Below are 23,806 nucleotides of genomic sequence, written 5' to 3' on the forward strand. Positions count from 1 at the left end.
AATCTTAAATTTGCAACTTCATGCTAAGTCTTGTTATTGGATAGTTGCCAGCCAGCTTGACATAACAAGTTCTCGTTGGTAGACTTAATATTTCAGTTGGCATCACTAAAGGTTTAGTATGTTCTATTGTATTAATATTAACCCCATCTCGCATGCTATCTGCACCGTACGACAAACTTTCTTTAGTCTCAGATATTTCTTTTTCACCTAAAGTCTTTGATGCATATTCAGCAGTACGACTATCTCCTACTTTAAACAAAAAACGAGTATTGAACATGTCCAGCAGCGACAAAGCACCAGCATGTCCATATATTTCTTCAATTTGGAAGATATTTTGAATGCCAGCAACAAAACAACCACCATATTTCCTCCCTTCTGCTAGCCCTCTTTTTAGTGACGATATTTTTTGTAAAGCTGGTAGTTCATCTAATATAAACCACATTTTCTGATTTATAGCTTCCGGTGATCTTTCCATTAAGCCTTTGATAGCGATATCAATCCAAGCAGATACCAAAGGATGCAAAGTATCTCTTTGATTGGGTGGAGCAGTGATGAATAACCAACCTTGTCCATTATTGATCCAATGTTTGATACTGAATTTACCGCCATCTTTTAGATATTTTAGCCTAGCAATTTTGTTAATCAAGGTAGCCCGTACCTAGGCAGTTCCTTTCTCCCCTTCTTTAGATACCAATCCAGCAGCAGAAGTCTCCTCAAAATACTTACAAAATTCGGTTAAACTAACTTTAGTTAGAATATTAAGTAAAGCTGTTAAGTCTTTGCTATCTTTTTGTTTGTTTAAAGCTTCCGATAATACCTTTTGAGCTGCTTCTTCCCAATATTTATCAGAAAAGCCTTCACCATCAATGAAAGCACTAGCTAAAGCATCAAACTCAAAATCTTCCTGACAGTCATTCCATGGTAACCAATTCTCAGTATTTTCCTCAAAAGGATTTAGTAATATATCTGTCTTACCATCAAAGAATTTGTCAACAAATGATCCTGTTAAATCAAAAATAATAGCTCGATCATTTTGCTTTCTGATCTGAGGTAATAGCTCATTTAACATATTAGTTTTTCCGCTGCCAGTAGTACCAGTTAGTAATATATGTTGCGTTTCGCTGTCCTTGACTATCGGTAGACCTGAGATAACTATGTTTGAAGCAGCTTTTGCCTTACGTAACATGCGAGCTAGAACTTTTGTCTCTACTAGATCACCACCCCTTATTTTTGCAACACACGTTAATTCGGGATAAGGATTAGTAAAAATAGCAGACATATATACACTACGAAGAGCAATTAATGTATGAATTCACAGAAATGCAATTTATACATATCCAAAATCTTGTATTAGTTATAGCTAAAGCATTTTTACTAATCCTTATCCCGAATTGACGTAACACCAATTATCTGTTTTTCCCTTTGAATAAAGAATATTGTGGTAACCAATATTCCTATGATAAATACCGCAGAAAGCTCTAATAACGCCGAGTAAATACACCAATGCCAAAAATTAGTAATGCTAGAACTATAAGGCATAACATGCCAAAAATGATAAATGAATTCCTGAGCCGAACTATAAATAAAATCTTTCTTCTCAAAATGATAAAACTCAATGCCTATTTTAGATAGAGGATAAAAATGCCTGCCAATTGCTAACTTTAGTTGCACATAACGCTCAATCACCAAATAATACACACTGACAAGGCTTAAATGTTGATACATACGCCATAACAACCAACCAATAGCACACACTAAGCCAACTATGACTGAATTTTTAGTACCCTGTCCAAACATACGGAGTTTATGGGCATAAAGTTGAGACCCACGGGTAAAACTACCCTGATTCTGTATTTGCATAGGGTTATTGTGGAAATAGTGCAGCAAACCGCTGCACTATTTCCAAATCTGCATATTCCCCAACGAATTGCTTCATGTACTTAAATTTCCTCTTGATTAATAACATTCATATTCATATTTACTAATGCTTTTTTATTTCTACTACTTTTTGGTCATATCGATTTTTTGCTTGTAGGACTATTTCCTGAATTTTTTTCTCAAAGACCTTAATAGGTGGCAATTCAGTCCAATATTCTGCTACATGTATGCCACTTGCTGATACATCCAAAAGCTCAATTTGAGCATGTGATTTTTCAGTGCAAAGAATAATACCAATTGGTGGGTTTTCTCCTTCAAAGGTCTCATACTTCTTAAGCCAATTTATATAAAGCTCCATTTGCCCTTTATATTCTGCCTTAAATTTGCCAGTTTTGAGTTCAATCGCTACCAACCTTTTGAGTTTCCGATTATACATAAGTAAATCTAAGTAAAAATGCTCATTATCTATGGTCATTCGCTTTTGACGTGCAACAAATGAAAATCCTGTACCAAGCTCTAAAATAAATTGTTCAATTTGCTGCAAAATAGCACTTTCTAGATCACTTTCATAATATTCATCCGGTAAATTTAAAAACTCCAGTATGTAGGGGTCTTTTAACACTAACTCGGGAACTAATTCATTATTTGATTTTAATAACGACAGGATTTGTCCGCTATGTTTTTCAGATTTCTTAGATAGCTCGCTTCTTTCATAAGTCATTTTATGGATGCTAGTGCGAAGTTGCCGTACACTCCAATTACCTTGTATACACATATATGCGTAGAATTCTCTTTGGTTTTGTTCTTTCAATGGCAATAACTCTATTATATGACTCCAGCTCAATTGTCGCGACACTGTCGCGACAATTTGCTCTTTCTGAAAAACTTCATAAAACTGTAGCATTCTAAACAATCCTGCACGGGTAAATCCTCTACCATATTCAGCTGAAAGATGCTGTGCCAGTGTTTGAATGATCTGCTGCCCGTATTCTGCTCTTGTATCTTTAAGAGTTTCTTCCTTAATTCTCTTACCTATATGCCAATATACCATGGTCATTTCAGAGTTTGCTACTCTTGCTACTCGGTTTTTGGCTTGAGTGATCAGAAGTTTTATATCTTCTATCAAAGAATTATGATCATTGGTTATTATTTGGTTCATTTATTTTTCCTATTAATATATTTTTAGTATATTTATTTTTTAAGTAGCACTAAGCGAAATCATACAATTTTTTAACAAGTTTCTGAAAAATTAACAAAATTTGTATATCCATTAGCAAAATTACTTCATCCCCATTCAGTTATTATTATTTATATTGCTCAACTATTCTTGCTTGAATCAGCTTGTAAACTTCATGGGGATTTTTTAGACTATAAAATGTTACACCAGCTTGATTCATAGTTGCGTTACTAATCATTGAAACAGCACCCAATCCACAAATACGTTGTAAGACACCACGTGTTAAACTTACTTCTTTTATATCCTCGTACTTAATATCTACCCTTGTATAATTAATAAAACTATTAATATATGAAACTTTATCTGCTCCAATTAAAAAATCTGTACAATGATATTCTAACGCTATAGCTCCAAATAATATAAAAGGTACTAGAATTAATAAAGTGAGGATAAGTGTATTGACATCTGATATATATAAAATTCTAAGAATACACATATAAGGAATACAAATTAGTATTCCATACATACCATAATACCTAAAATCTAATATAGGCTTAATTTGTTCCATATATTATTCGCTCCCATCTTGATGTTTATTTACATATTTCTTTGCTCTTACTGAGAATTCACTGGAATTTTCTATTGCTTGATCAACAGCCCTAACATAAGTAGAGTCTTGAGTTTCTTCATAATTTCTCTCTAAGTCCACCTGATCTTTTACCGCTTTTAATGGCACGGTTTGTAGATACTGTACTATTATTTTTTCTCCTACGGATAAATTATCATTAAGCACGTGTCTTGTATCTTTATTATATGATTGTTTAGCAAAGTGTAGATCATTTTCCACTTTTTGCCTCAGTGATATTTCGCCACCTGTGGCATCTTTGATAGTTGTCTGATTACACGTTAATTCGGGATAAGGATTAGTAAAAATAGCAGACATATATACACTACGAAGAGCAATTAATGTATGAATTCACAGAAATGCAATTTATACATATCCAAAATCTTGTATTAGTTATAGCTAAAGCATTTTTACTAATCCTTATCCCGAATTGACGTAATACCAGTATTGTGCATATGCTGAGAGGTTGCTTAATGAATTAATTTTGCTAAATACAAAAGTAAAGCAACCAATAAACATTGATGAAGTCAAAAAAGGCATCTACTACGCTAAAAAATATCATGGCAGTCAAATGAGACAGTCCGGCGAGCCATATTACTCGCACCCAATAGAGGTGGCGTATATGGTTGCCCAGTACACAGCCCTAGAAATTCCAAAATATTTCAGAACTGACATGATTGTTACCGCATTACTGCACGATACTATTGAAGATACAAAACTGACCGAACCCATGATTGCCTATATTTTTGGCAGTCAAGTGGCTAGTCAAGTGCAAGACTTGACTAGGGTTAAGCCTCATGGCAAGATTAGCTCGGCGGAAACATTAAATATATTATTACAACAAAAAAAATATGATGTAGCATTGATTAAAATTTTTGACCGAATTCATAATTTAGAAACTTTAGGAGCTAAATCACCGGAAAAAATAAGGAAAATTGTACAAGAGAGTATGAGAGAGTTTGTAATAATCACTATGTACTTAGAAATCCCACAATTAACACAAAAATTACTACGGTTATGTTACCAATATTTATCTATTATTATTACACAGTCTTTTCCACAAAATCAACCTTTGGCATTTTCTAAGGATACGCTACTTTTTTCTCCAACCTTTCAAAATGAAATAGCCCAAATGCGAACCCTAGGCTGATTAAACAAAATAGGATAAGCAACCCCCAATGACCAAAATATTTAGTTAGATATATTGGTCCAAAGGATACAACGACATACATAAAAGCACGTGATAGGGCATATGTAAGAGTAGCACAGGTAAAACGTTTAAATACAGGAAAGTGCTTATAAAAAATTGGGGTAGCCGGCATATTATCAGACATTAACAAAACAACAAATGCTTGAAGTAGGAAAACATCTAAAGAATTTCTAAGGTTATTTAATAAGTACGGACAACTTAAAGACAGGATGATTAGAGCTACTAATTTCACTCTTAAAATTTTTAATGGATAAATTCTTGAACTTAGGTATGTTCTGATTATAAAACTGAATAAAGTTATTAAAGAAACAATAAAGTTTTGATGAATAACTTGTTCTGCTGTATAAGCAAAAGAATCTTTTAGTACATTAGCACAATAAATATACACAAAATAAAAACTTGCGGGGGCTGAACATTCCATTAAAAAATAAGCTAAAGAGGTTTTTTTAACAATTTTTTCTTGAAAAATAGGATGATTTGCTAATAATTTAGAATCTTCAGCAGCTTTTTCTAAACTTATTTTTAATTGTCGTTTTGCGTCGGCAAATTCTATTGTTTCTCTAAGGCTTGTTCTAGCTATAACACCAACCAGTGCAACCACTGTACCAATCCAAAAAGCTATTCGCCAATTAAAGCCATAAGAAGTAACAAGTGAGGCAAGACCTAAAGCTGCTGTCCCACCTAAAGCAGCAAGAACAGAAATTATTGCTACAGCTGGATATCGTGCTGGCGGAGCTATAGTTTCAGTTAGGTAAAGTTCAGCTCCAATTACTTCACCCATAGAAGATATACCCTGAACAATACGACATATAGTAATAATGATAGAAGCACTAATACCTATTTGAGCATAAGTTGGTAAGTTAGCCATGGTAATGCAAGAAATTGCCATCATAAAAGTGGTAATGACTACCGTTACTTTACGACCAATATTATCCCCTAACCAACCAAATATTAATGCACCAACAGGTCGAAAAATATAAGTAGAGCAAAAGGCCGTAGCTGAAAGAAGACTGGAAATAAGAGGATCAGCTTTTGGAAAAAACAACTCATTCAACAATACCGCCATATGAACATAAAGCATCAGATCAAAATATTCAAGGAACGTTCCGATCGAAAGCAATCCAACTGCTTCTTTTTGTTCTCTAGTTAGGCTTCTTTGTTCCTGCTGATATCCTATCATTTATTCACCTTATATTTATTTATACTGTTTATGGATATTGATGATTTGGTTGAACGATAGCAAGAAAAAATAAAACAGAAAATTGAAATAATAAATCTTGGTTGTAACAATATCACGGTGCTATAAATAAATTAGAAAGGGAAAAAGAAATATTTGGTAAAAATATAGGCTGAGATCAAAGAGGTGTTGAATATCAAAACTGCATAGCATGTTAGCGAATTATTGGATATTATTTTTATGGATAAGAAACTGTAATTTTACAACAAGATTAGAAAATATTGTATCTTTTTAAAAATCAAAAGTAGTTAATGCTTTGAGTAATAAAAATCTTAGTTTATTATAACTTTATAATTAAAATATTATGGTTTTTATGGAAGACATTAACTATTGGGATAATTCACAATACCAGTATTGTGCATATGCTGAGAGGTTGCTTAATGAATTAATTTTGCTAAATACAAAAGTAAAGCAACCAATAGACATTGATGTAGTAAAAAAAGGCATCTACTATGCTAAAAAATATCATGGCAGTCAAATGAGACAGTCCGGCGAGCCATATTATTCGCACCCAATAGAGGTGGCGTATATGGTTGCCCAGTACACAGCACTAGAACTTCCACAATATTTCAGAGCAGACATGATTGTGACTGCATTACTACACGATACCATTGAGGATACACCACTTACCGAAAAGATGATTGCCTATATTTTTGGCAGTCAAGTGGCTAGTCAAGTGCAAGACTTAACAAGAATTAAAATAGATAGAAAAATTAGTGCGGGAGAGACCGTAAACTTACTATTCTCTCAATATAAAAAGGATGTATTACACATCAAATTATTTGATAGATTACATAATTTGAGAACTATTAGTGCTAAGTCTCTCGAGAAAATTAAAAAGATAATAGAAGAGACTTTGGCTCACTTCATACCTCTTTCTATATACCTTGGACTCAATAAAATAACAGAGGAATTAGAGAGATTATGTTTAACGGCTTTAATCAGTAATAACTTACTTAATTTAGATCTTTTTGAGGATAATTTCCTACTTCTTTCTCTAGGTTTCCAAAATGATTTAATCCAAATGCAAAACCAAGAGTTACAGGAATCATTATAACCAATACCGCATAATTGCCAAAATAATTGGTTAAATAAATAAATCCAAATGATGTAATGATATACATTAAAATTCTTGATAGAGCATACATAAAACCTGCATATGTAAAACGCTTAAACACTGGGAAATGTTTGTACAAAATTGGTTGACCTGAAAAAAACCCTAGTGAAAACGTCCCAATTACTAGTTGAAATATAAGTAATTGTAATGGGGACGTTAAATTATACAATATGTAAGGAAATGTTAAGATAATAATAGAGAATATTATCATTCTAATTTTAATAAGAATTAAAGGATATATGTAATAACTTAAATATGCCGTTACTATAACGCTTAAAGCTTGTGCTATAGCGATATAAAAATTATGAGTAATTATTTGCTCGCCAGTATAGCCAAAGGAACTTTTTAAGATATTACCACAATGAAAGTAAATAAAATAAAAGCATACTGGCCATGCACAATTAATTAAAAACAAAGAAATTGAAGATTTTGTTTTAACCTTTTCTTGTACAATTGGATTGGACTCTATTGAGTCATGGTTAAACCCAGCTTTTTTAATAATATTTTTTACTCTACTTTTTGCATTTGCAAAATCAGGTGTTTCTCTAAGTTTAGTTCTAGCAATAGAACCTACTAATGCAATTCCTGCTCCAGCCCAAAAAGCATAACGCCAATTAAAATTTTCGTAAATAACAAAATAAGCAACACCTAAAGCAGCAAGACCGCCTAAACTAGAAAATATAGTTATCATAGACACAGCAGGATATTGTACTGGTGGTTTTGTTATTTCAGTAACATATATATCAGCCCCTATTACTTCACCCATTGAAGACAGACCTTGAACCATACGGCATATAGTAACTAATATAGAAGCGGTAATACCTATTTCTGCATAGGTGGGTAACATAGCCATGACCACACAAGAAGCAGACATCATGGTAGTGGTAAGTATTACCGTAATGTTACGACCATAATTATCTCCTAGATAACCAAATAATAGAGCTCCAATAGGTCTTAAAAGATATGTTGAACAAAATGCAAAAGCTGTCCCCAAAGAAGCAGTAAAAGGATCAGTCGGTTCAAAAAATAACTCATTCAACAATACCGCTAAATGCACATAAAGCATCAGGTCAAAATACTCAAGGAACGTTCCTATTGAAAGCAATCCAACTGCTTCTTTTTGTTCTCTAGTTAGGCTTCTTTGTTCCTGCTGATATCCTATCATTTATTCACCTTATATTTATTTATACTGTTTATGGATATTGATGATTTGGTTGAACGATAGCAAGAAAAAATAAAACAGAAAATTGAAATAATAAATCTTGGTTGTAACAATACCACGGTTCTATAAATAAATTAGAAGGGGGAAAAGAGATATTTGGTAAAAATATAGGCTGAGATCAAAGAGGTGTTGAATATCAAAACTGCATAGCATGTTAGCGAATTATTGGATATTATTTTTATGGATAAGAAACTGTAATTTTACAACAAGATTAGAAAATATTGTGTCTTTTTAAAAATCAAAAGTAGTAAATGCTTTGAGTAATAAAAATTTTAATTTATTGTAACTTTATAATTAAAAATATTATGATTTTCTATGGAAGAGATAAACTATTGGGATAATTCACAATACCAGTATTGTGCATATGCTGAGAGGTTGCTTAATGAATTAATTTTGCTAAATACAAAAGTAAAGCAACCAATAAACATTGATGTAGTAAAAAAAGGCATCTACTATGCTAAAAAATATCATGGCAGTCAAATGAGGCAGTCCGGCGAGCCTTATTACTCGCATCCGATTGAAGTGGCGTATATGGTTGCCCAGTACACAGCCCTAGAAATTCCAAAATATTTCAGAACTGACATGATTGTTACCGCATTACTGCACGATACCATTGAAGATACACAACTGACCGAACCCATGATTGCCTATATTTTTGGCAGTCAAGTGGCTAGTCAAGTAGAAGATTTGACTAGGGTCAAGCCTCATGGCAAGATTAGCTCGGCAGAAACATTAAATATATTATGTCAACAAAAGAAATATGATGTGGCATTGATTAAAATTTTTGATAGAAAGCATAACTTGCAAACTCTAGGAGCTAAATCACCGGAAAAAGCTAGAAAAATAGTAGAAGAAACTATAAGAGATTTTATGGTTCTCATTATGTTCCTTGGAATGTCAACAATAGAACAAGATTTTAAAAAGCTTTGTACTCAACAAAAAACTATACTCTCAGATTTGTTGTTGGCTGATCAAATGTTTAATTATCAACATAATAGTCAGCTTGTCTTTCCAACTTTATAAAATGGTTCAGCCCAAATGCATATCCTATACAAGTAGGTATCATAACAATTAGTAGTCCCCAATGACCAAAACTTTCAGTCAAATATACCATACCAAAAGAAGTAATAATAGACATTACACCACGTGCTAAAGCGTATGCAAGACTACCACAAGTAAATCGTTTAAAAACAGGTAGATACGTCAATTCGGGATAAGGGATAAGGGATAAGGGATAAGGGATAAGAAAGAATAGTGTAGATATAAGAGTTGCAAGGAGTTAATGCCTGTGATAAATGTTTTTGTGGAAAAAGAAATAAACACAGGCATGAAAAAAGATATCACAGAATTATATAGTTTTATAGACGATTTTTGTAAAATTTACTATGAATACGAAAAAAAGAAATTATTACCAACAGAAAAACAAAGGAATCGCCGTTGTGATATGAGTTTAAGCGAGATTATGACAATTATGGTAATGTATCATACTTCTTATGCTAAAAACTTTAAATATTTTTATAAGACTTGTATAGAATATATCCACAAAGGTGATTTCCCAAAAGCATTGAGCTATAACCGTTTTGTCGAGTTAATGCCTAGATTGTTTGTCCCACTTAATATTCTTATGCATTTGTTATTTGGCGAGGAAACAGGTAGTTATTTTATTGATGCAACGACAATCAAGGCTTGCCATAATAAAAGGCGATATAGTAATAAAATATTTAAGGGGCTAGCAAAACATAGCAAATCATCAATGGGTTATTTTTATGGGTTCAAGTTACACTTAATTATTAATGAAAAAGGACAATTTATAGCATTAAAAATGACTAAAGGAAACGTTGATGATAGGATTCCAGTACCTGAGTTAACAGATGGTTTAACTGGAGTTATGTATGCAGATAAAGGATATATTAAGCAAAACTTATTCGTCAGTTTATATGAAAGAGGATTAAAAATGGTGCATGGGATTAAGAAAAATATGCCAAATAAATTAATGGATTTAAAGGAGAAGATTATGCTAAGAAAACGTAATTTAATTGAAACAGTTTTTGATTATTTAAAGAACAAAATGAACCTTGAGCATACTAGACACAGATCACCTATAAATGCTTTTGTTCATATACTTTCTACACTAGTTGCCTATTCTCTTAAGAAAAATAAACCTTCCATAAATTGCAATTTCAACTTCCCTCTAAATTATAACCTTATCCCGAATTGACGTGTAGATGTTTAAAAACGATTGGCATAGCCAATAAAGCAGAAGGCCCTAACGCAACAACAAATGATTGTATTAATAATATTGCAAATATATTTGGAATATTATACAAAAAGTACGGACAAAACAGAATAAAAATAAACATTGTTATGGACATTGCTTTAAGAATCTTTAATGGATATATTTTATAACTTAAATAGGTTAATATTATAGAAGCTAATAACTCTATTATTGATACCCCCAAATTTTGATGTATCACTTCTGCCGGTGTGTAGTTGAAAGAATCTTTTAAGATATTTCCACAGTGAATATAGGCAAAATAAAACCAAACTGGCCAAGAACATTCTAACAAAAATAAAGATAGTGCTGTGATCTTATTAATCTTTTCCGTATAAATAGGTTTGTTATTTAATGTTATTGTATCTTGTTGAGATTCCTCAAAAGTCTTTTTTATCCGACGTTTTGCATCTGCAAAGTCTGGTGTTTCTCTTAAGGTAGTTCTAGCAACTGACCCAATTACTGCAATGATCATGCCAAAACCAAAAGCATAACGCCAATTACAGCCATATAACGTGACAAGTGAGGCTATACCTAAAGCAAATACTGTACCTATACTACCACAAACCCCAATCAACGTTACAGCTGGATATTGTATAGGTGGTTTTAATATTTCAGTTAAATAAAGCATAGCTCCTATTCTTTCTCCCATAGAAGTTACCCCTTGCATCATTCTACATATTGTAATAATCACAGAAGCGGTGACTCCTATTTGGGCATAGGTTGGAAGAATAGCTACTATAAAACAAGAAAGTGCCATCATTAATGTTGTAATAATTACCGTTTCTCTACGACCTATATTATCCCCTATCCAACCAAATAGCAAAGCTCCAAATGGTCTAAGAACGTAAGTAGAACAAAAAGCAAAAGCTGTCATTAAAGAAGCTGTGTAAGGATCAGTCGGTTCAAAAAATAACTCATTCAACAATACCGCCATATGCACATAAAGCATCAGATCAAAATATTCTAGGAATGTTCCAATTGAAAGCAATCCAACAGCTGATTTTTGTTCTTTAGTTAGGCTTCTTTGTTCTTTTTGAGACCCTATCATTTATTCACCTTAATATATTTATTAATACTAATATATATTGAAGATTTGGTTAATTAATAGCAAGGAAATATAGTATCGAAAATTGAAATAATAAATCTTGGTTGTAACAATATCACGGTTCTATAAATAAATTAGAAGGGGGAAAAGAGATATTTGGTAAAAATATAGGCTGAGATCAAAGGATGTTGATTATCAAAATAATATCATATCCTAGTAAATTATTAAAAATAATCTTTGCAGAGAAAATAGTTAAAAAATAATAATATTTATAATTAAAAAATACTTGACTATTATTTTAGAATTGATTCTAATTAAAATTATGGCAACGTAAATCAACCTATTAGCATGGCAAAATATAAAATGGCTGATGATTTTGATGATGGGGATAAAGGTAAAGTAGAGAAAGAAGACTCTGCTTATTTTACTCAATTTGAGAATGTTATTAATGAGATCAAATCTCAGCTGCATACTACTAACCCAGCTGAATTAGCAAGACTCAATAGTGCTATAAGCAGTTTGTTAGCTAGTGATCTTCCAACAAAAATACTAAAAAGTTTAGAAGCTTTACAAGCTGCTGTTGCCAAAGAAGAGCAGCGTGCTGAACAAAATATGCGTTACAGTCAAGAGGAAAAAAGCAGAGAAGCAGTTGAGTTACAAAATCAGGTAGATTTTTTAGAAAAGGAGGCTGAGAGGTTAGAAGCTAAACAGTCAGCACAATTCCACCAAGAAAGCATAAAATTAAAAGAACAACATACAGAGTTTAACAAAAATGCTGATGCATATTTAACCGCAAGGAAAAACTGGACAAATCAGTTGCACGATGTGGTTAAAGATCTTAAAGATGGCAAAGATGTAGAAAGTGAACTGCAAAAACTGGTAAAGAGCGAAGATCAGATTAAAAAACAAAATACAGAATATAAAAATTTACTTGAACATCGTGATAAAACACATGAACATTACGATGGAGTAATGAAGCACAATGAAAAATTAAAAGCAGAAAAGGTAAGGTTAGAAAAGGAAGCTGAAAAAGAGAAACAAAAACCGAAAGAAATCCATTCACCAAGTGTATTTGAAGAAGTAACGCAAAAAATAAAACATCAGGATAAGAAAATTACAGATTTTGCTCCGGTTGTGGCACAAGCTCAGAAGCAGAAAGATGAGGTGGATGCTAAGGTTCAGGAGATGAAAGAGGAACACAAAGATTTTGTAAAGGAAATGGGTGACTTTGATGAGTTAATTAAACAATTGCAACAAACAGATCCTGTTAAACATAACAAATTAAGTAAATTTACTACTTTACTTAAAAATCAAGAAGAGGCTGTTACTGGCAACGGCATAGTTAATGATACATTACTTCGTAGTGAATTTACCGATAAAACTAAAAATGCAGAAAATTTAGAACCTGAAATAGCAGGAACTAACCTACCATCTTCTCCCTCTAAGCTAACTGAAATAGCAAATGATAAAACACCACAAGATTCTAAAACTATTGACCAAGAACAAGATAAAACGCCACCAACCAATCTTAATAAAACTCTTAAAGACGAATCACGTAAGCTTGGGAATAAAATGATACAAAAATTAGGATATGATGACCAAGTGACAGTAATGAATCAAGTATCAGAAAAACACTTGGATCAGCATATTACTAAGGGATTATCTGAGGCAAAGCCTGTTCCTCTAAAACCTGTGCCAACTCCTAATCCCAAATTTACTACTCTACACAAGGATGACAAACAAAGGTAATCAATTAAATAATAGGTAAATTATGGCAAAATCAAAAAATTCGTCAGAAAATTATATAGACCCAAAAGGAACTATATTACGTACTAGTAATAATTTATATGAATATGCTTCTGAACAATTTGACAAGGCGGAAGGTGCAAAAGAACAGGTTGGTTTAGTACCTCAAGTGATTAGTGGGTACAAAGCAGTTGCTGGATATTGGCGTGAATCCTTACTTTTTGGAAAAGCAGAATCTACTGCTGGACTCGCTTGTCTTTATCGCGAAGGTTTAGGGGTAGAAAAGAGTGAATATAAGGATAAACTTTACGTATCTGTTGGAGCTAAATTAGGCGATCCATCTTGCAAAGAATTACTGCCTCAACGAAATCATAAAGATGTTGCTTCGGAAGCTGAAAAATGGGCAAAATCTATTAAAGATATTACCACAAGATATCCAAACAAGAATGCAGAAATTACTGCGGCAGATGCAGTTTGGGCTAACGGAGTATTAGAATTCCATTGTCAACAATTTCACTCACATCAGGGAGCATCTTCTTCTCAGCTTAATGATTCGTACGAAACTCCTGATACGTCGTTTGACTCGGAAAAAGATACCTCACTAATTGGAAGTACTAAGCTTCATGTCTGTTGTGAAATTATGTAGTATCAATTCCATAAATCATCATCCCCTATGCCAATTGGTATAGGGGGTTGTTGGTTACAGGGAATTAAAAAATTACCATAAATTTATAGAAAACTATTATAGGGCAAAAAATATAATTTGAGGAGACAATATGAAGGGAACATGGTCAGACTATGAGGTAAGAAATAAATATTATGAAGATAGAGCTAAGCATAAAAGTAACACAAGCAGTTCAACAAGGGAGCAGCAGCAATTTGCAGGACCAACCTACTACAATAAAAAACCATATAGTTGGGAAGAAGGGAAGACAGACCCTAGAAATATAGATCTTTTAACCAAAATCACAAATAGTATGGATCATTATAACAGAGAGCGCTACAATGGTGCTAATGTGTCCGCTGTATTTGAGATATATAATAAGCGATATGAAAAACTTCACGCAAAAAAAAATAAATCTATAAAAGCTCTGAAAAAAGAAACAGAATTATTGGAAAAAATACTCAAGAGAATAGAACATGATAATGACCTTGATAATATATGTTGTTGTTGTAGCATTATATTTATCGACATACCTCTAGCAATCGGTCTTTCAATAGAAGACTCTATAGTGGAATGGAAGGATCGGCTAATTGGTTCAAGTGATACACGATCAGGAGGAATTTTTTCAAGTGCTAATTTACCGGTAACAAATATTGTTCCTACTTATGGTACTGTAGGAAATAGTACACAACGAACTCAAGATGACACCCCTTCTACTAGCAGTGGGTTCAAACATCTTGGATATACTAGCTGGGGCAAGGCTATAGAACTGGATTTGGAAGGTAAAGTTGGTGGTATAATGTATGAGCAGATGCTAGCAACTTCTATACGTTTTAAGGTAAATAATAACTATGTAGTAAAAATTGAACAATTTAGATCAGTCATGCTACCTGATAAGGTGAACTTAGATGTAACTTATAAGATCCAGCTAGTTTGTAGCGATCCGGATGGCTCTAAAATGTCAGTAAAAGATGCAGCTTATTTAGAAATCAATTATGATCAAAATGGTAAACTAGAAAAAATGACAGTACCAAATACTCCAAAACTTTCGAGTAATCCAACTTGGTCTGTTTTAACTGTGTATCATGGTAAAGTATGCAGTCTACCAGTAAGTAGTGGAACTTATAATTGGCTGGTACAAAAAATACAAGAAAATCATGGGGATGTAGTGATTGGTCATACGGAAGACTATCATTTAGATTACTTGGGATAAAGGATATAACTTGATGCGTATGCTTATCTGATAAGTCAGAAGTCATTACCATTTATATTAAATCGATATAGGGGGTTTTTTAATGCAATTATATACAACTCTAGACAATATAACTTAAGGGTTTAAACACTAATATGAGCAAATTTGTACGAGCAGATGGTAGGGTTATCCATCCCCAAACTAGTCTAACTAAAGAGCAAAAAGAAGCGGTAGGGTTACTGTCAATAGGAACATTCCTTGAATATTTTGATCTGATGCTTTATGTTCATATGGCGGTATTGTTGAATGAGCTGTTTTTTGAACCAACAGATCCTCACACAGCTTCTTTAATAACAGCTGCTAGTTTTTGCTCTACATACTTGCTTAGACCATTTGGGGCTATAATTTTTGGTTATATTGGCGATAATGTAGGAAGGAAAACAACTGTTGTTATAACAACTTTTTTAATGGGATTATCTTGCTTCACAATGGCCAATCTACCAACTTATGCTCAAATTGGCATTACTGCTTCTATTGCTATAACAATATGCCGTATTATTCAAGGTATGTCCTCAATGGGAGAAATAACTGCAGCACAACTTTACCTTACCGAAACTATTGATGTGCCTATAAGGTATCCAGCTGTAGCTACTATCAATTTATTCGTAGCTATAGGCACAATGGCTTCTTTAGGCATTGCATCATTAGTTACTACATATGGATTTAATTGGCGGATGGCATTTTGGTTTGGTGCATGTATAGCTCTACTTGGTGCAGTTGCAACAACACGTTTACGAGAAACAACTGATTTTGTAAATGCAAAACATCGAGTACAACTTCATTTTAAAAAATTCAATCAAGATTCTAAAAATATAAAAAATCATCCTATTATACAAGAAAAAGCTAGTATCAAAACCTCAGTAGCATTATTACTACTAGATTGTATGTGGCCATTATGTTTTTATTTTGCTTATGTACATTGTGCCAATATTCTAAAATATTCTTTTAATTATACAGCAGAGCAAATTATTCATAACAATTTGATAGTTTCAATAGTGCAAGTATTAAGTTGTCTTATATTAGCATTCTTATTGTGTTATATTTATCCATTAATAATTCTAAAAATTAAACTAGTTATATCTTCTGTTTTTTTAATTGCTAGCCCATATTGGATAAACACCGCAACAAATGCATATGAGATACTTTTAATGCAATCTTTGATAATATTTTTTGCATGTGATGCATCTCCAGTTAATTCAATTTTTTTAAAACATTTTCCAGTCTTTAAACGTTTTACTTATACTAGTGTTATATATGCTTTATCTAGAGCTTTAGTATATGTTATTACCTCTTTTAGTTTTGTCTATTTAGTAGAATATTTTGGTAATTGGGGTATATTATTTGTGGTAATTCCAATAATAATAGGGTTTATCTTGGGCTTATCACGTTTTGAAAAGTTAGAAAAAGAAAGAGGGGTTTTATATTAATATGCAAAAAGCACCATATCTTCGCTTTCTATAAAATATTATTTCGTAGACATAGCTTTAGAACAATTTGTAATTAAAGTTTGTTCAAGCTCTATTTTTTCAAAATACATTGAGTAAATTAAAAAACCGTTAATAGTTTCCTCAACTGTTTTATTAATTTTCTCTAGAGATTTAACCCCAATTGTTTGCAAGTTATGCTCTCTGTCAAATAATTTAATCAATGCTACATCATATTTCTTTTGTCTACATAACGATTCCATAATTTCCGCCGAGCTAATCTTCCCGTAAGGCTTGTTCCTGCTTAAGTCTTCTACTTGACTAGCAACCAGCTCCCCAAAGATATAGGCAATCATCTTTTCGCTAAGTTTTGTATCCTCAATGGTGTCATGCAGTATACTGGTAACAATAATGTCAGTGCGATAAAGATAATCAGAAATCATATATGCTACCTCTATTGGATGAGAATAATAAAGCTCTCCTGACTGCCGCATTTGGCTGCCATGATATTTCTTAGCATAATATATGCCTTTCCTTACTTCTTCCAAATCTATAGGCCGATTCACTTCCTGATTCATTTGATAAAGTTTATTCATCAACCTGTCAGAATATTCGCAAGATTGATATTTTGACTGCCAACAATTTATATCTTCCATAAAAATACCATTTTAAATTATATTCTATAGTATAACACTATTATTAGAAATAATAATAATAATATCTAAAGTTACAATATAATTATTTAGTCGTAAATATAAACTTTATATTTACTAAATATTAATTACTAATAATCAAAATATCAGAATAAAACAAACTAGCTGTCTTCACTGTCTCCATTTTACCGCTCTTTGCAATAAATTGCACAAAAAATACACTAGCCGCTAAAAACTCTCTGTACTTTTGTTATTAATTAAGTGATGTTCCAACTATTGTAATTGGTATCTAGGCTGGAAGTCATGTTTACTATAAACGTCACTTTACGTAATTTGTCCAGTAACCTAGTAGCATATTGACAAGATTCATACTGTGAGTTGTCCCAATAATTAATCTCTTCTTCCATAAAAAACTATAATATTTTAAATCGCTATACAAGCTAAACTAAAAATTAGAATATTACTAGGAATTTATTATATTTTTTGAAAAAGATGAATATTTTTGCATTTTATTGTTGTATAAATAGACAGCTACTCCCTTTATATTCATGTAGTTCATAATAAACTATTAAACTAAAATGTCACTACTAATCTATAGCTATAATATTTACATTAATATATTTTTAAAAACTGAACAAAATGTTTAGATAAGTGCTGACTTAAGGTTATAGAAAAATCTAGCAATACACTATTGTAGGGGCTAAGCTAGGTTATAGTACTTGTTTAATGGTGTTTCAGGAGTATACTATAACAAATCTATAACGATGTTTTATCAAGGAAAATAGAATGGCAAGAAAAAACCAATACATAAAGCAAGTTGATCAACTGATTGGAGAAAAAATTTATACTTTGAGATTGGCAAAAGGTTACGCACGGCAACAACTTGCTGATTTAATTGAAGTAACCCATCAACAATTACAAAAATATGAAAAAGGCATTAATAGAATATCCACAGGTAGATTAATGCTTATCGCCAAGGCATTAGATAAAAATATTGATTATTTTCTTGAAGGGTTGGGAAATACAGGTAGTGCTGAACCAGTACTTACCCAACACCAACTTATATGTATTGAAGTATCAAGAAATTTTATGAAAATTCGTAATCCAAAACATCAACAAGCTATTAATATTTTGATACATTCACTTATAGTACAAGAAACGTCGGAGTAATTTTATCAGTTTTTAAGAGCAAAAGAATATAACGGTTACTTGAACTGTGTGTAATTTAATAAAGAAAAATCGTTTGTTTCAGGTCTGTATAATCAATCCGTCTATCCAAATGGGTGAAGTTTTTGTTGATGCCGATAGACCAACCTAGCTGCCAAGCAAGTGAGATAAGGTTTCCTTTAACGGTATTGTCTGAAGTAGCTACATCAATAGCACAGCAGCCGGTAAAGCCATAACGTGGATAGTCGTAGATGTGGAAAGAATTTGGTACACCGCCGATCTTGCGGTTGTATTCTTTAGAACGACAGGCTGAGGTAAGCTGCATGGGACAGTTAAATTTGCTACGTAAGGTAACTAGTTTTTCAGCAAAACCTGCAGCTAAAATGATTTGACCAGTTTGCCTGCATGCTAGCTCTTGGTGACTAAAGTATGGTAGGTAGTATTTGCTGTTCATACTATTATTATTTATTTAAATAAGATTATCTTTACACCTTCCCACAAGGTTACAGCTGCTGTCCCTATGGTTACTGAAATTACAGCCCGTATCAACATATGACCTGATTCTTCTGAGCGTTTGCGAAGTTTCCTTAAAAAATGAAAATCGCATTGTACTTCTTGTTGATTGTCCATATCTGCACCAAAGGACTTTAAAGCACTTATCACACCTTTCTCTATGGCTTTTTCAAGATGTACCTCTATACTTAATAATATTTCTCTTCTTAGGGCTTCACATATGCGTTTTTCTGTGAATCTCATGAGAATCTTATTTTTGACTTTTGTTTTTTCTACCGCCTATAGGAGTGTTAGTAAGAAACCGTAAGACAATATTGACAAGGGATACAATTGTGATAGTAATTGCGGTTTGATGATCTTCTGATACTTCAATAGCATGCTCACTAGTAAGCCAACTTGCTGCTATTGCGACTATATTGAAGGTAATAGTTTTAAAACCTTGTAGTATGTTCATAATAATTTCTCATTAGTTATTATTGTTTAGATTAGAATTTTGGTTGAAGGTTAGATTTAGATTGGGAATTTGGACTATGATTTTATCCAACTATTTCCATCGAAGCGGTATTTGCTGCCATTACTATCAAGTGTTACTTCCAGCCATTTAGGAGCAGTAATAAACTTCCAGCCAATCTCCAACTTTTGGGCTATTTTGTTTGCATGGCTGATAAACTCACCTTGAGGATTTTGACTAACTATGTACAACTGTCCAACAGTTGCATCTTGAGGCGGCATAGTTACTTGAGTAGCTTCTACCACTGGATTAATGAGGATATCGAGTAAAGTTAGTGCTTCGTTATGAGTAATCTCCTTTTGTGCCTGCCCACTATGGATATAGGGTAACTTTAACCTAGAAGTGTAAGACATAGTAATTTTTAGAGCAAAGTTAAAGTTGTCCCGTAGCCTCTGCCGATTTGGCTGGAGAGTTGGTAAATGCTGGCGTTTAAGTTTACCGGTAGTTCTGATGCATAGGCAAAATCAGCTGTTTGTGCTTGTTTGCTATATACGTTAATTCGGGATAAGGATTAGTAAAAATAGCAGACATATATACACTACGAAGAGCAATTAATGTATGAATTCACAGAAATGCAATTTATACATATCCAAAATCTTGTATTAGTTATAGCTAAAGCATTTTTACTAATCCTTATCCCGAATTAACGTTATATATAACATTTGGGCTTGAGACTTCAAGGGTTCTAATAACATTAGAACCACTTTTAATATCAACCTGATATTTCTCAAACTCTTCGCCAAGTGGTACATCAACATAATCACGCCAATCACTATCTATTCTACTCCGTCTAATCCAACTGATAATAATGTTACCTTGCTTATCTTTTTCAGACTTGGTATGCACTGGTGCAAGAGGTTTAAGATTTCTAGCCATAAACTTGCTCTCTATAGTATTAGTTTCACCAAATGAACTACCGACTGACACAGGTTTGTAGAGTAACTTCCGACCAATTAAGTGATGATTTAGATTAACTGCCATAACTGCTGAATTTAGAAGAACAAATTTATCTGCAATTTGGTGTTTATTAATAGCCCATTCTGTTCCTTGTCTACCTCTCAACAATTTTGTTAACTTATATTTATGGTCACCAATTAATTCAGCGTTTTGGAATTGTACTAGCTCATCACCTATTAGAGCGGCGTTTGCACCATTTAGTAACGCAAGTTCGCTGATGCTTAATAATGATCCATAAAGCAATTGTACAATTATTTCGTTATGACAATCAAAAATTACTGTATATCCAAAAGACAACTGATTAGTTACCACGCCCATAACTGAGGGTACAGTGGTAGTTGCTAGCAATTTGTAATCGTAACCATCATCCCTACTATTATATATAGCTGTTCCTTGCCAGTTGCTACCATCAGGCACTATGGCTATGCGTAGCATTGGTTGGTTTGTCTTAGCATCAGTTGGCAGCGTAGGCGTCTCTATTAGTTCCATGATAGTTGCAGCTAATGGTTTTGGTAATTCATAATTTGACGTAAGATAATTTGTGTTGCTATGAAAGTCATACATCGCCATACTAAAGCTAGTAGCAAAAATCTTCATCAACCCTGAACGCTGCATATCGGTTTTAACAATCCTTAACTGATGCTGCACTTGATTATTTTCTGCTTTACAGATAACATTGATAATATCTGTTGGTTCTAAAAATCCATATTGGGGAGGCAAAGTTAGTTGGTAACTAATTCTCTCCTGCCAAGCATTGTATAGGGTAATATCAGCAATTTGTTTGGCTGATTGATCATCTAACACTATTGGTAATGAGAAATTTACTTGTTCTGTGGTTTGAACTGCCTGCCGTTGTGATTGGACAGTGACTAAATCATAATTTTGTTGGCAGTCAATATGAGTAACACTTACTTTTTGTGGTAGCTCTAATTCCTGAGTAATGCTTATTTCTATAGTAGTTTTGGTATCTGTACCTACTGTAACTAAATTATCTTCTTCTATATCTATGTCACTCATACCTTCAAGTCTTAGCATAAACTTAAGGATGCCATCACTTTCTATTACATCGAAAAAATAGGCACTTTGCAGTTGTTCTATTGCTTCTCTTGCCGTTATATGCTGATTGATAATATAGCCATAAACATCTTGAGTCAGTCTAGATACATCATAATCAGTAGGCTTTAATCCAACACTTGCTAAAATTTCAGCAACAATAGCCCCAAGGCTTGAAGCTCCCAGCTTACCGTTAATCCAGTGACCAGTTGGCCATAATATTCCATCTTGCCATATGCTTTTAAAGTCAGGCCAAAAAGGGAAAGGTCTTGCGTCATAAGTCCAAACAAATCTTTTTGGTATCAGTTGCTCACAGCCTTCTTTAGTATTACGTTCTGCTAGATAATCTAGTGTGGCATTTAGTGCATGACGTTGAGCTAAAAAATTTACTCTACCTTTAGAATTTCTAGGAAAGTACGACTCAACGGAAGTCGGGTCATAAAATACATTAGGCTGATTAGTGCAAGCATCTACTGACGGAAAACCAAATTCAGTAAACCATATAGGCTTCATCTTCGGCTGCCAGCTAGTAGCTCCACCATCCGGGTTATGATGTGCAGTTGTCCACCAATGTTGTAAATTTTTCCAAGCATATTTATCAGGGGTTTGTGGTGATTCAGCAGCAAAATAATGTTTTTGCTTCCTTTGCCAGTCCCAATAATAGTCCCATCCTTCACCACTTTCCCAGCCTTTTTTAATAAGCTCTTCGGTAATCTGAGAATGTGGCAAGTCTTCAGTAAGCGGAAAATAGGCATCAATACCAACAAAATCAATGTTTGGACTAGCCCACAGTGGATCAAGATTAAACCAACCACCTTTTGTATGATGATATTCTGTCCAATCAGCAGCATATGTTACTAGAGTATTACCTAATTTTGCTTTTACCATAGAGGCTAGCTGAATAAATTGCTCAACTGCTGGGTATGATCCAGCTCTATCGGTAAAGGAGGTTAGGCTAACCATTTCAGAGCCAATAATAAATGCATCAACTTGTCCAGCCATAAGACCTGCATAATGCATAATAAAACTATTATATCCTGAGACCGGATTATTAAACCAGTTATCAATTTCACTGACGCTGGTGGCTATTATCCTTCCTCTCCAAGGTTTCGGCTTTGGCTCAAGTTCATCTACAAAGAGCATGGGATAAAACATTACTTTATACCCACACTTTCTAAGATATTGACAAATAGCTACTACGCTATCATCAGAAGGAGTACCACCATAGGTTGGAGTAAATTCATTGATGTAAAGTACTACTTCAGCCTGCGACCTAGCAACTCCTGCTACTTGCCAATCAGTTGGTAATATTTTTGTGCTATCACCATAATATTCTACTTTGGGTACAATGCGACAATCAATAGCTCTGCTAGAGGTTGCAAACCAAGTTACTACTAATGCCACCCACTCAAGGTTCGGTAAAGTCCTTGCCATTTGCTCCAGTGCTACAAACATATTAGGTTTGTTTGCATAATTATGCATGTTAAGATAGTATTTGTTCCTTAGTGGCATCCAGCTATTGCCAATATTCATACCATCTTGTTTAGTATAAATCTGATCAGCATAAACAAATTCCCCAGCTCCCGGGATCAATACTACCTCTTTAATTTTGTCCTCTACTGCTGGTTTAAACTTAACTAAACGCTTAACCTCAAAGGTAAAATTCGGAATGCGATTGCCAAACTGCTCAAGAGGAAAATCCTCTATTACCACATAGCATAAACCTCTATAGGCTGGATATGTTTGAGCAGATTTGTACTTACCAATAATGTCATCAGGCATTTGTTCCTCAGTACCAAGATGAATGTTAAATTTCCCCTGATTACTTCTCAAGATATCTTCAGTAAGCAACTTGCTATCAGCCCAAATTCTAATAATTTCATTAACTTCACCTTCACATATGCTAATTGCTAGGCTAACAAAATAGCTATAAGTGATGGTGCTTTGAGTAGTAATAACTGTTTGTCTGCCTCCTCCACCTTTACCACCACTGTTTTGCCCTTCAGAATGTTCATGCTCAGTTGCCACTTCTTTTATATCAGTAGCCCAAATAATATTGCCAGCAAGCCTCATTGAGCCG

The 23,806-nt window shown here is 33.4% G+C and carries 23 protein-coding genes and 1 pseudogene; 9 read left to right on the top strand and 15 right to left on the bottom strand.

Features of this window, described 5'->3' with window-relative positions; all coding sequences use genetic code 11:
* Positions 1-4: 4 nt before the first annotated feature.
* The 5 genes and pseudogenes from ACN1AG_RS01715 to ACN1AG_RS01735 form a co-directional block, all read right to left on the bottom strand.
* Positions 5-1,279: pseudogene (locus ACN1AG_RS01715) on the bottom strand (type IV secretion system DNA-binding domain-containing protein).
* Positions 1,280-1,374: 95 nt separating this feature from the next.
* The gene (locus ACN1AG_RS01720; protein WP_417905250.1) at positions 1,375-1,860 is read right to left on the bottom strand and encodes a TraD N-terminal domain-containing protein; all 486 of its coding nucleotides are present in this window, start codon (positions 1,858-1,860) and stop codon (positions 1,375-1,377) included.
* 121 nt (positions 1,861-1,981) lie between these two features.
* Positions 1,982-3,037 (bottom strand): PDDEXK nuclease domain-containing protein, encoded by a 1,056-nt coding sequence (locus ACN1AG_RS01725; protein ID WP_417905251.1) that lies wholly within the window; start codon positions 3,035-3,037, stop codon positions 1,982-1,984.
* A 145-nt stretch (positions 3,038-3,182) separates the two neighbouring features.
* Positions 3,183-3,623, bottom strand: a complete 441-nt coding sequence (locus ACN1AG_RS01730) for a PH domain-containing protein (protein ID WP_417905252.1) — start codon at positions 3,621-3,623, stop codon at positions 3,183-3,185.
* Between the two features lie 3 nt (positions 3,624-3,626).
* Complete coding sequence (locus tag ACN1AG_RS01735) at positions 3,627-3,998, bottom strand: hypothetical protein (RefSeq protein ID WP_417905253.1); 372 nt, start codon at positions 3,996-3,998, stop codon at positions 3,627-3,629.
* A gap of 166 nt (positions 3,999-4,164) precedes the next feature.
* On the opposite strand from ACN1AG_RS01735, the gene ACN1AG_RS01740 reads away from it, so the two are divergent.
* Positions 4,165-4,830, top strand: coding sequence for an HD domain-containing protein (locus tag ACN1AG_RS01740; protein WP_417905254.1), 666 nt, complete (start codon positions 4,165-4,167; stop codon positions 4,828-4,830).
* Here the strand turns inward: ACN1AG_RS01740 and ACN1AG_RS01745 are convergent.
* On the bottom strand, positions 4,763-6,070 hold the full coding sequence (locus ACN1AG_RS01745; RefSeq protein WP_417905255.1) for an MFS transporter: 1,308 nt from the start codon (positions 6,068-6,070) through the stop codon (positions 4,763-4,765). The genes ACN1AG_RS01740 and ACN1AG_RS01745 overlap by 68 nt on opposite strands.
* 370 nt (positions 6,071-6,440) lie before the next feature.
* Here ACN1AG_RS01745 and ACN1AG_RS01750 point away from each other — a divergent pair, with 370 nt between their 5' ends.
* On the top strand, positions 6,441-7,184 hold the full coding sequence (locus tag ACN1AG_RS01750) for an HD domain-containing protein (protein WP_417905256.1): 744 nt from the start codon (positions 6,441-6,443) through the stop codon (positions 7,182-7,184).
* On the opposite strand, the gene ACN1AG_RS01755 is transcribed toward ACN1AG_RS01750, so the two are convergent.
* Positions 7,084-8,409, bottom strand: a complete 1,326-nt coding sequence (locus ACN1AG_RS01755) for an MFS transporter (protein ID WP_417905257.1) — start codon at positions 8,407-8,409, stop codon at positions 7,084-7,086. The two genes, ACN1AG_RS01750 and ACN1AG_RS01755, sit on opposite strands and share 101 nt — an antisense overlap.
* 372 nt (positions 8,410-8,781) lie before the next feature.
* On the opposite strand from ACN1AG_RS01755, the gene ACN1AG_RS01760 reads away from it, so the two are divergent.
* Together ACN1AG_RS01760 and ACN1AG_RS01765 are read left to right on the top strand one after the other, a co-directional pair.
* Positions 8,782-9,489, top strand: coding sequence for an HD domain-containing protein (locus ACN1AG_RS01760; protein ID WP_417905258.1), 708 nt, complete (start codon positions 8,782-8,784; stop codon positions 9,487-9,489).
* Between the two features lie 304 nt (positions 9,490-9,793).
* On the top strand, positions 9,794-10,684 hold the full coding sequence (locus ACN1AG_RS01765; RefSeq protein WP_417905587.1) for an IS982 family transposase: 891 nt from the start codon (positions 9,794-9,796) through the stop codon (positions 10,682-10,684).
* Here the strand turns inward: ACN1AG_RS01765 and ACN1AG_RS01770 are convergent.
* The gene (locus ACN1AG_RS01770; RefSeq protein ID WP_417905259.1) at positions 10,671-11,789 is read right to left on the bottom strand and encodes an MFS transporter; all 1,119 of its coding nucleotides are present in this window, start codon (positions 11,787-11,789) and stop codon (positions 10,671-10,673) included. The two genes, ACN1AG_RS01765 and ACN1AG_RS01770, sit on opposite strands and share 14 nt — an antisense overlap.
* Before the next feature lie 345 nt (positions 11,790-12,134).
* Here ACN1AG_RS01770 and ACN1AG_RS01775 point away from each other — a divergent pair, with 345 nt between their 5' ends.
* From ACN1AG_RS01775 to ACN1AG_RS01790, 4 genes are all read left to right on the top strand, one after another.
* Entirely contained in the window at positions 12,135-13,535 is a 1,401-nt protein-coding gene (locus ACN1AG_RS01775; protein ID WP_417905260.1) for a hypothetical protein, read from the top strand.
* Positions 13,536-13,557: 22 nt separating this feature from the next.
* Entirely contained in the window at positions 13,558-14,178 is a 621-nt protein-coding gene (locus tag ACN1AG_RS01780; protein ID WP_417905261.1) for a hypothetical protein, read from the top strand.
* 130 nt (positions 14,179-14,308) lie between these two features.
* Positions 14,309-15,409: a hypothetical protein gene (locus tag ACN1AG_RS01785; protein ID WP_417905262.1), complete on the top strand. Its 1,101-nt coding sequence runs from the start codon at positions 14,309-14,311 to the stop codon at positions 15,407-15,409.
* Positions 15,410-15,543: 134 nt separating this feature from the next.
* Complete coding sequence (locus ACN1AG_RS01790) at positions 15,544-16,875, top strand: MFS transporter (protein ID WP_417905263.1); 1,332 nt, start codon at positions 15,544-15,546, stop codon at positions 16,873-16,875.
* Positions 16,876-16,913: 38 nt separating this feature from the next.
* On the opposite strand, the gene ACN1AG_RS01795 is transcribed toward ACN1AG_RS01790, so the two are convergent.
* Both ACN1AG_RS01795 and ACN1AG_RS01800 read right to left on the bottom strand, forming a co-directional pair.
* Positions 16,914-17,528, bottom strand: coding sequence for an HD domain-containing protein (locus tag ACN1AG_RS01795; RefSeq protein ID WP_417905264.1), 615 nt, complete (start codon positions 17,526-17,528; stop codon positions 16,914-16,916).
* A gap of 254 nt (positions 17,529-17,782) precedes the next feature.
* Positions 17,783-17,932, bottom strand: a complete 150-nt coding sequence (locus tag ACN1AG_RS01800) for a hypothetical protein (RefSeq protein ID WP_417905265.1) — start codon at positions 17,930-17,932, stop codon at positions 17,783-17,785.
* A 379-nt stretch (positions 17,933-18,311) separates the two neighbouring features.
* Between ACN1AG_RS01800 and ACN1AG_RS01805 the strand changes: the two genes are divergently transcribed.
* Positions 18,312-18,695 (top strand): helix-turn-helix domain-containing protein, encoded by a 384-nt coding sequence (locus tag ACN1AG_RS01805; protein ID WP_417905266.1) that lies wholly within the window; start codon positions 18,312-18,314, stop codon positions 18,693-18,695.
* Between the two features lie 55 nt (positions 18,696-18,750).
* Here ACN1AG_RS01805 and ACN1AG_RS01810 read toward each other — a convergent pair whose 3' ends face one another.
* From ACN1AG_RS01810 to ACN1AG_RS01830, 5 genes are all read right to left on the bottom strand, one after another.
* On the bottom strand, positions 18,751-19,146 hold the full coding sequence (locus tag ACN1AG_RS01810; protein ID WP_417905267.1) for a D-Ala-D-Ala carboxypeptidase family metallohydrolase: 396 nt from the start codon (positions 19,144-19,146) through the stop codon (positions 18,751-18,753).
* Positions 19,147-19,157: 11 nt separating this feature from the next.
* A complete protein-coding gene (locus ACN1AG_RS01815; RefSeq protein WP_417905268.1) occupies positions 19,158-19,448 on the bottom strand; it encodes a hypothetical protein in 291 nt (96 codons plus the stop codon).
* 7 nt (positions 19,449-19,455) lie between these two features.
* A complete protein-coding gene (locus ACN1AG_RS01820) occupies positions 19,456-19,659 on the bottom strand; it encodes a hypothetical protein (protein ID WP_417905269.1) in 204 nt (67 codons plus the stop codon).
* 74 nt (positions 19,660-19,733) lie between these two features.
* Positions 19,734-20,069, bottom strand: a complete 336-nt coding sequence (locus ACN1AG_RS01825; protein ID WP_417905270.1) for a DUF2793 domain-containing protein — start codon at positions 20,067-20,069, stop codon at positions 19,734-19,736.
* A gap of 280 nt (positions 20,070-20,349) precedes the next feature.
* Positions 20,350-23,799, bottom strand: coding sequence for a baseplate multidomain protein megatron (locus ACN1AG_RS01830; RefSeq protein ID WP_417905271.1), 3,450 nt, complete (start codon positions 23,797-23,799; stop codon positions 20,350-20,352).
* Between the last annotated feature and the right edge of the window lie 7 nt (positions 23,800-23,806).

The sequence above is a fragment of the Candidatus Tisiphia endosymbiont of Micropterix aruncella genome (assembly GCF_965178575.1).
GTDB lineage: Bacteria > Pseudomonadota > Alphaproteobacteria > Rickettsiales > Rickettsiaceae > Tisiphia.

Coding starts and splice junctions, on each gene's coding strand:
- ACN1AG_RS01830 (WP_417905271.1), bottom strand. CDS start 23,799: ATGAGGCTTGCTGGCAATATTATTTGGGCTACTGATATAAAAGAAGTG.
- ACN1AG_RS01750 (WP_417905256.1), top strand. CDS start 6,441: ATGGAAGACATTAACTATTGGGATAATTCACAATACCAGTATTGTGCA.
- ACN1AG_RS01755 (WP_417905257.1), bottom strand. CDS start 8,409: ATGATAGGATATCAGCAGGAACAAAGAAGCCTAACTAGAGAACAAAAA.
- ACN1AG_RS01795 (WP_417905264.1), bottom strand. CDS start 17,528: ATGGAAGATATAAATTGTTGGCAGTCAAAATATCAATCTTGCGAATAT.
- ACN1AG_RS01800 (WP_417905265.1), bottom strand. CDS start 17,932: ATGGAAGAAGAGATTAATTATTGGGACAACTCACAGTATGAATCTTGT.
- ACN1AG_RS01775 (WP_417905260.1), top strand. CDS start 12,135: ATGGCAAAATATAAAATGGCTGATGATTTTGATGATGGGGATAAAGGT.
- ACN1AG_RS01805 (WP_417905266.1), top strand. CDS start 18,312: ATGGCAAGAAAAAACCAATACATAAAGCAAGTTGATCAACTGATTGGA.
- ACN1AG_RS01725 (WP_417905251.1), bottom strand. CDS start 3,037: ATGAACCAAATAATAACCAATGATCATAATTCTTTGATAGAAGATATA.
- ACN1AG_RS01815 (WP_417905268.1), bottom strand. CDS start 19,448: ATGAGATTCACAGAAAAACGCATATGTGAAGCCCTAAGAAGAGAAATA.
- ACN1AG_RS01780 (WP_417905261.1), top strand. CDS start 13,558: ATGGCAAAATCAAAAAATTCGTCAGAAAATTATATAGACCCAAAAGGA.
- ACN1AG_RS01720 (WP_417905250.1), bottom strand. CDS start 1,860: ATGCAAATACAGAATCAGGGTAGTTTTACCCGTGGGTCTCAACTTTAT.
- ACN1AG_RS01770 (WP_417905259.1), bottom strand. CDS start 11,789: ATGATAGGGTCTCAAAAAGAACAAAGAAGCCTAACTAAAGAACAAAAA.
- ACN1AG_RS01765 (WP_417905587.1), top strand. CDS start 9,794: ATGAAAAAAGATATCACAGAATTATATAGTTTTATAGACGATTTTTGT.
- ACN1AG_RS01730 (WP_417905252.1), bottom strand. CDS start 3,623: ATGGAACAAATTAAGCCTATATTAGATTTTAGGTATTATGGTATGTAT.
- ACN1AG_RS01735 (WP_417905253.1), bottom strand. CDS start 3,998: ATGTCTGCTATTTTTACTAATCCTTATCCCGAATTAACGTGTAATCAG.
- ACN1AG_RS01825 (WP_417905270.1), bottom strand. CDS start 20,069: ATGTCTTACACTTCTAGGTTAAAGTTACCCTATATCCATAGTGGGCAG.
- ACN1AG_RS01820 (WP_417905269.1), bottom strand. CDS start 19,659: ATGAACATACTACAAGGTTTTAAAACTATTACCTTCAATATAGTCGCA.
- ACN1AG_RS01745 (WP_417905255.1), bottom strand. CDS start 6,070: ATGATAGGATATCAGCAGGAACAAAGAAGCCTAACTAGAGAACAAAAA.
- ACN1AG_RS01760 (WP_417905258.1), top strand. CDS start 8,782: ATGGAAGAGATAAACTATTGGGATAATTCACAATACCAGTATTGTGCA.
- ACN1AG_RS01785 (WP_417905262.1), top strand. CDS start 14,309: ATGAAGGGAACATGGTCAGACTATGAGGTAAGAAATAAATATTATGAA.
- ACN1AG_RS01810 (WP_417905267.1), bottom strand. CDS start 19,146: ATGAACAGCAAATACTACCTACCATACTTTAGTCACCAAGAGCTAGCA.
- ACN1AG_RS01790 (WP_417905263.1), top strand. CDS start 15,544: ATGAGCAAATTTGTACGAGCAGATGGTAGGGTTATCCATCCCCAAACT.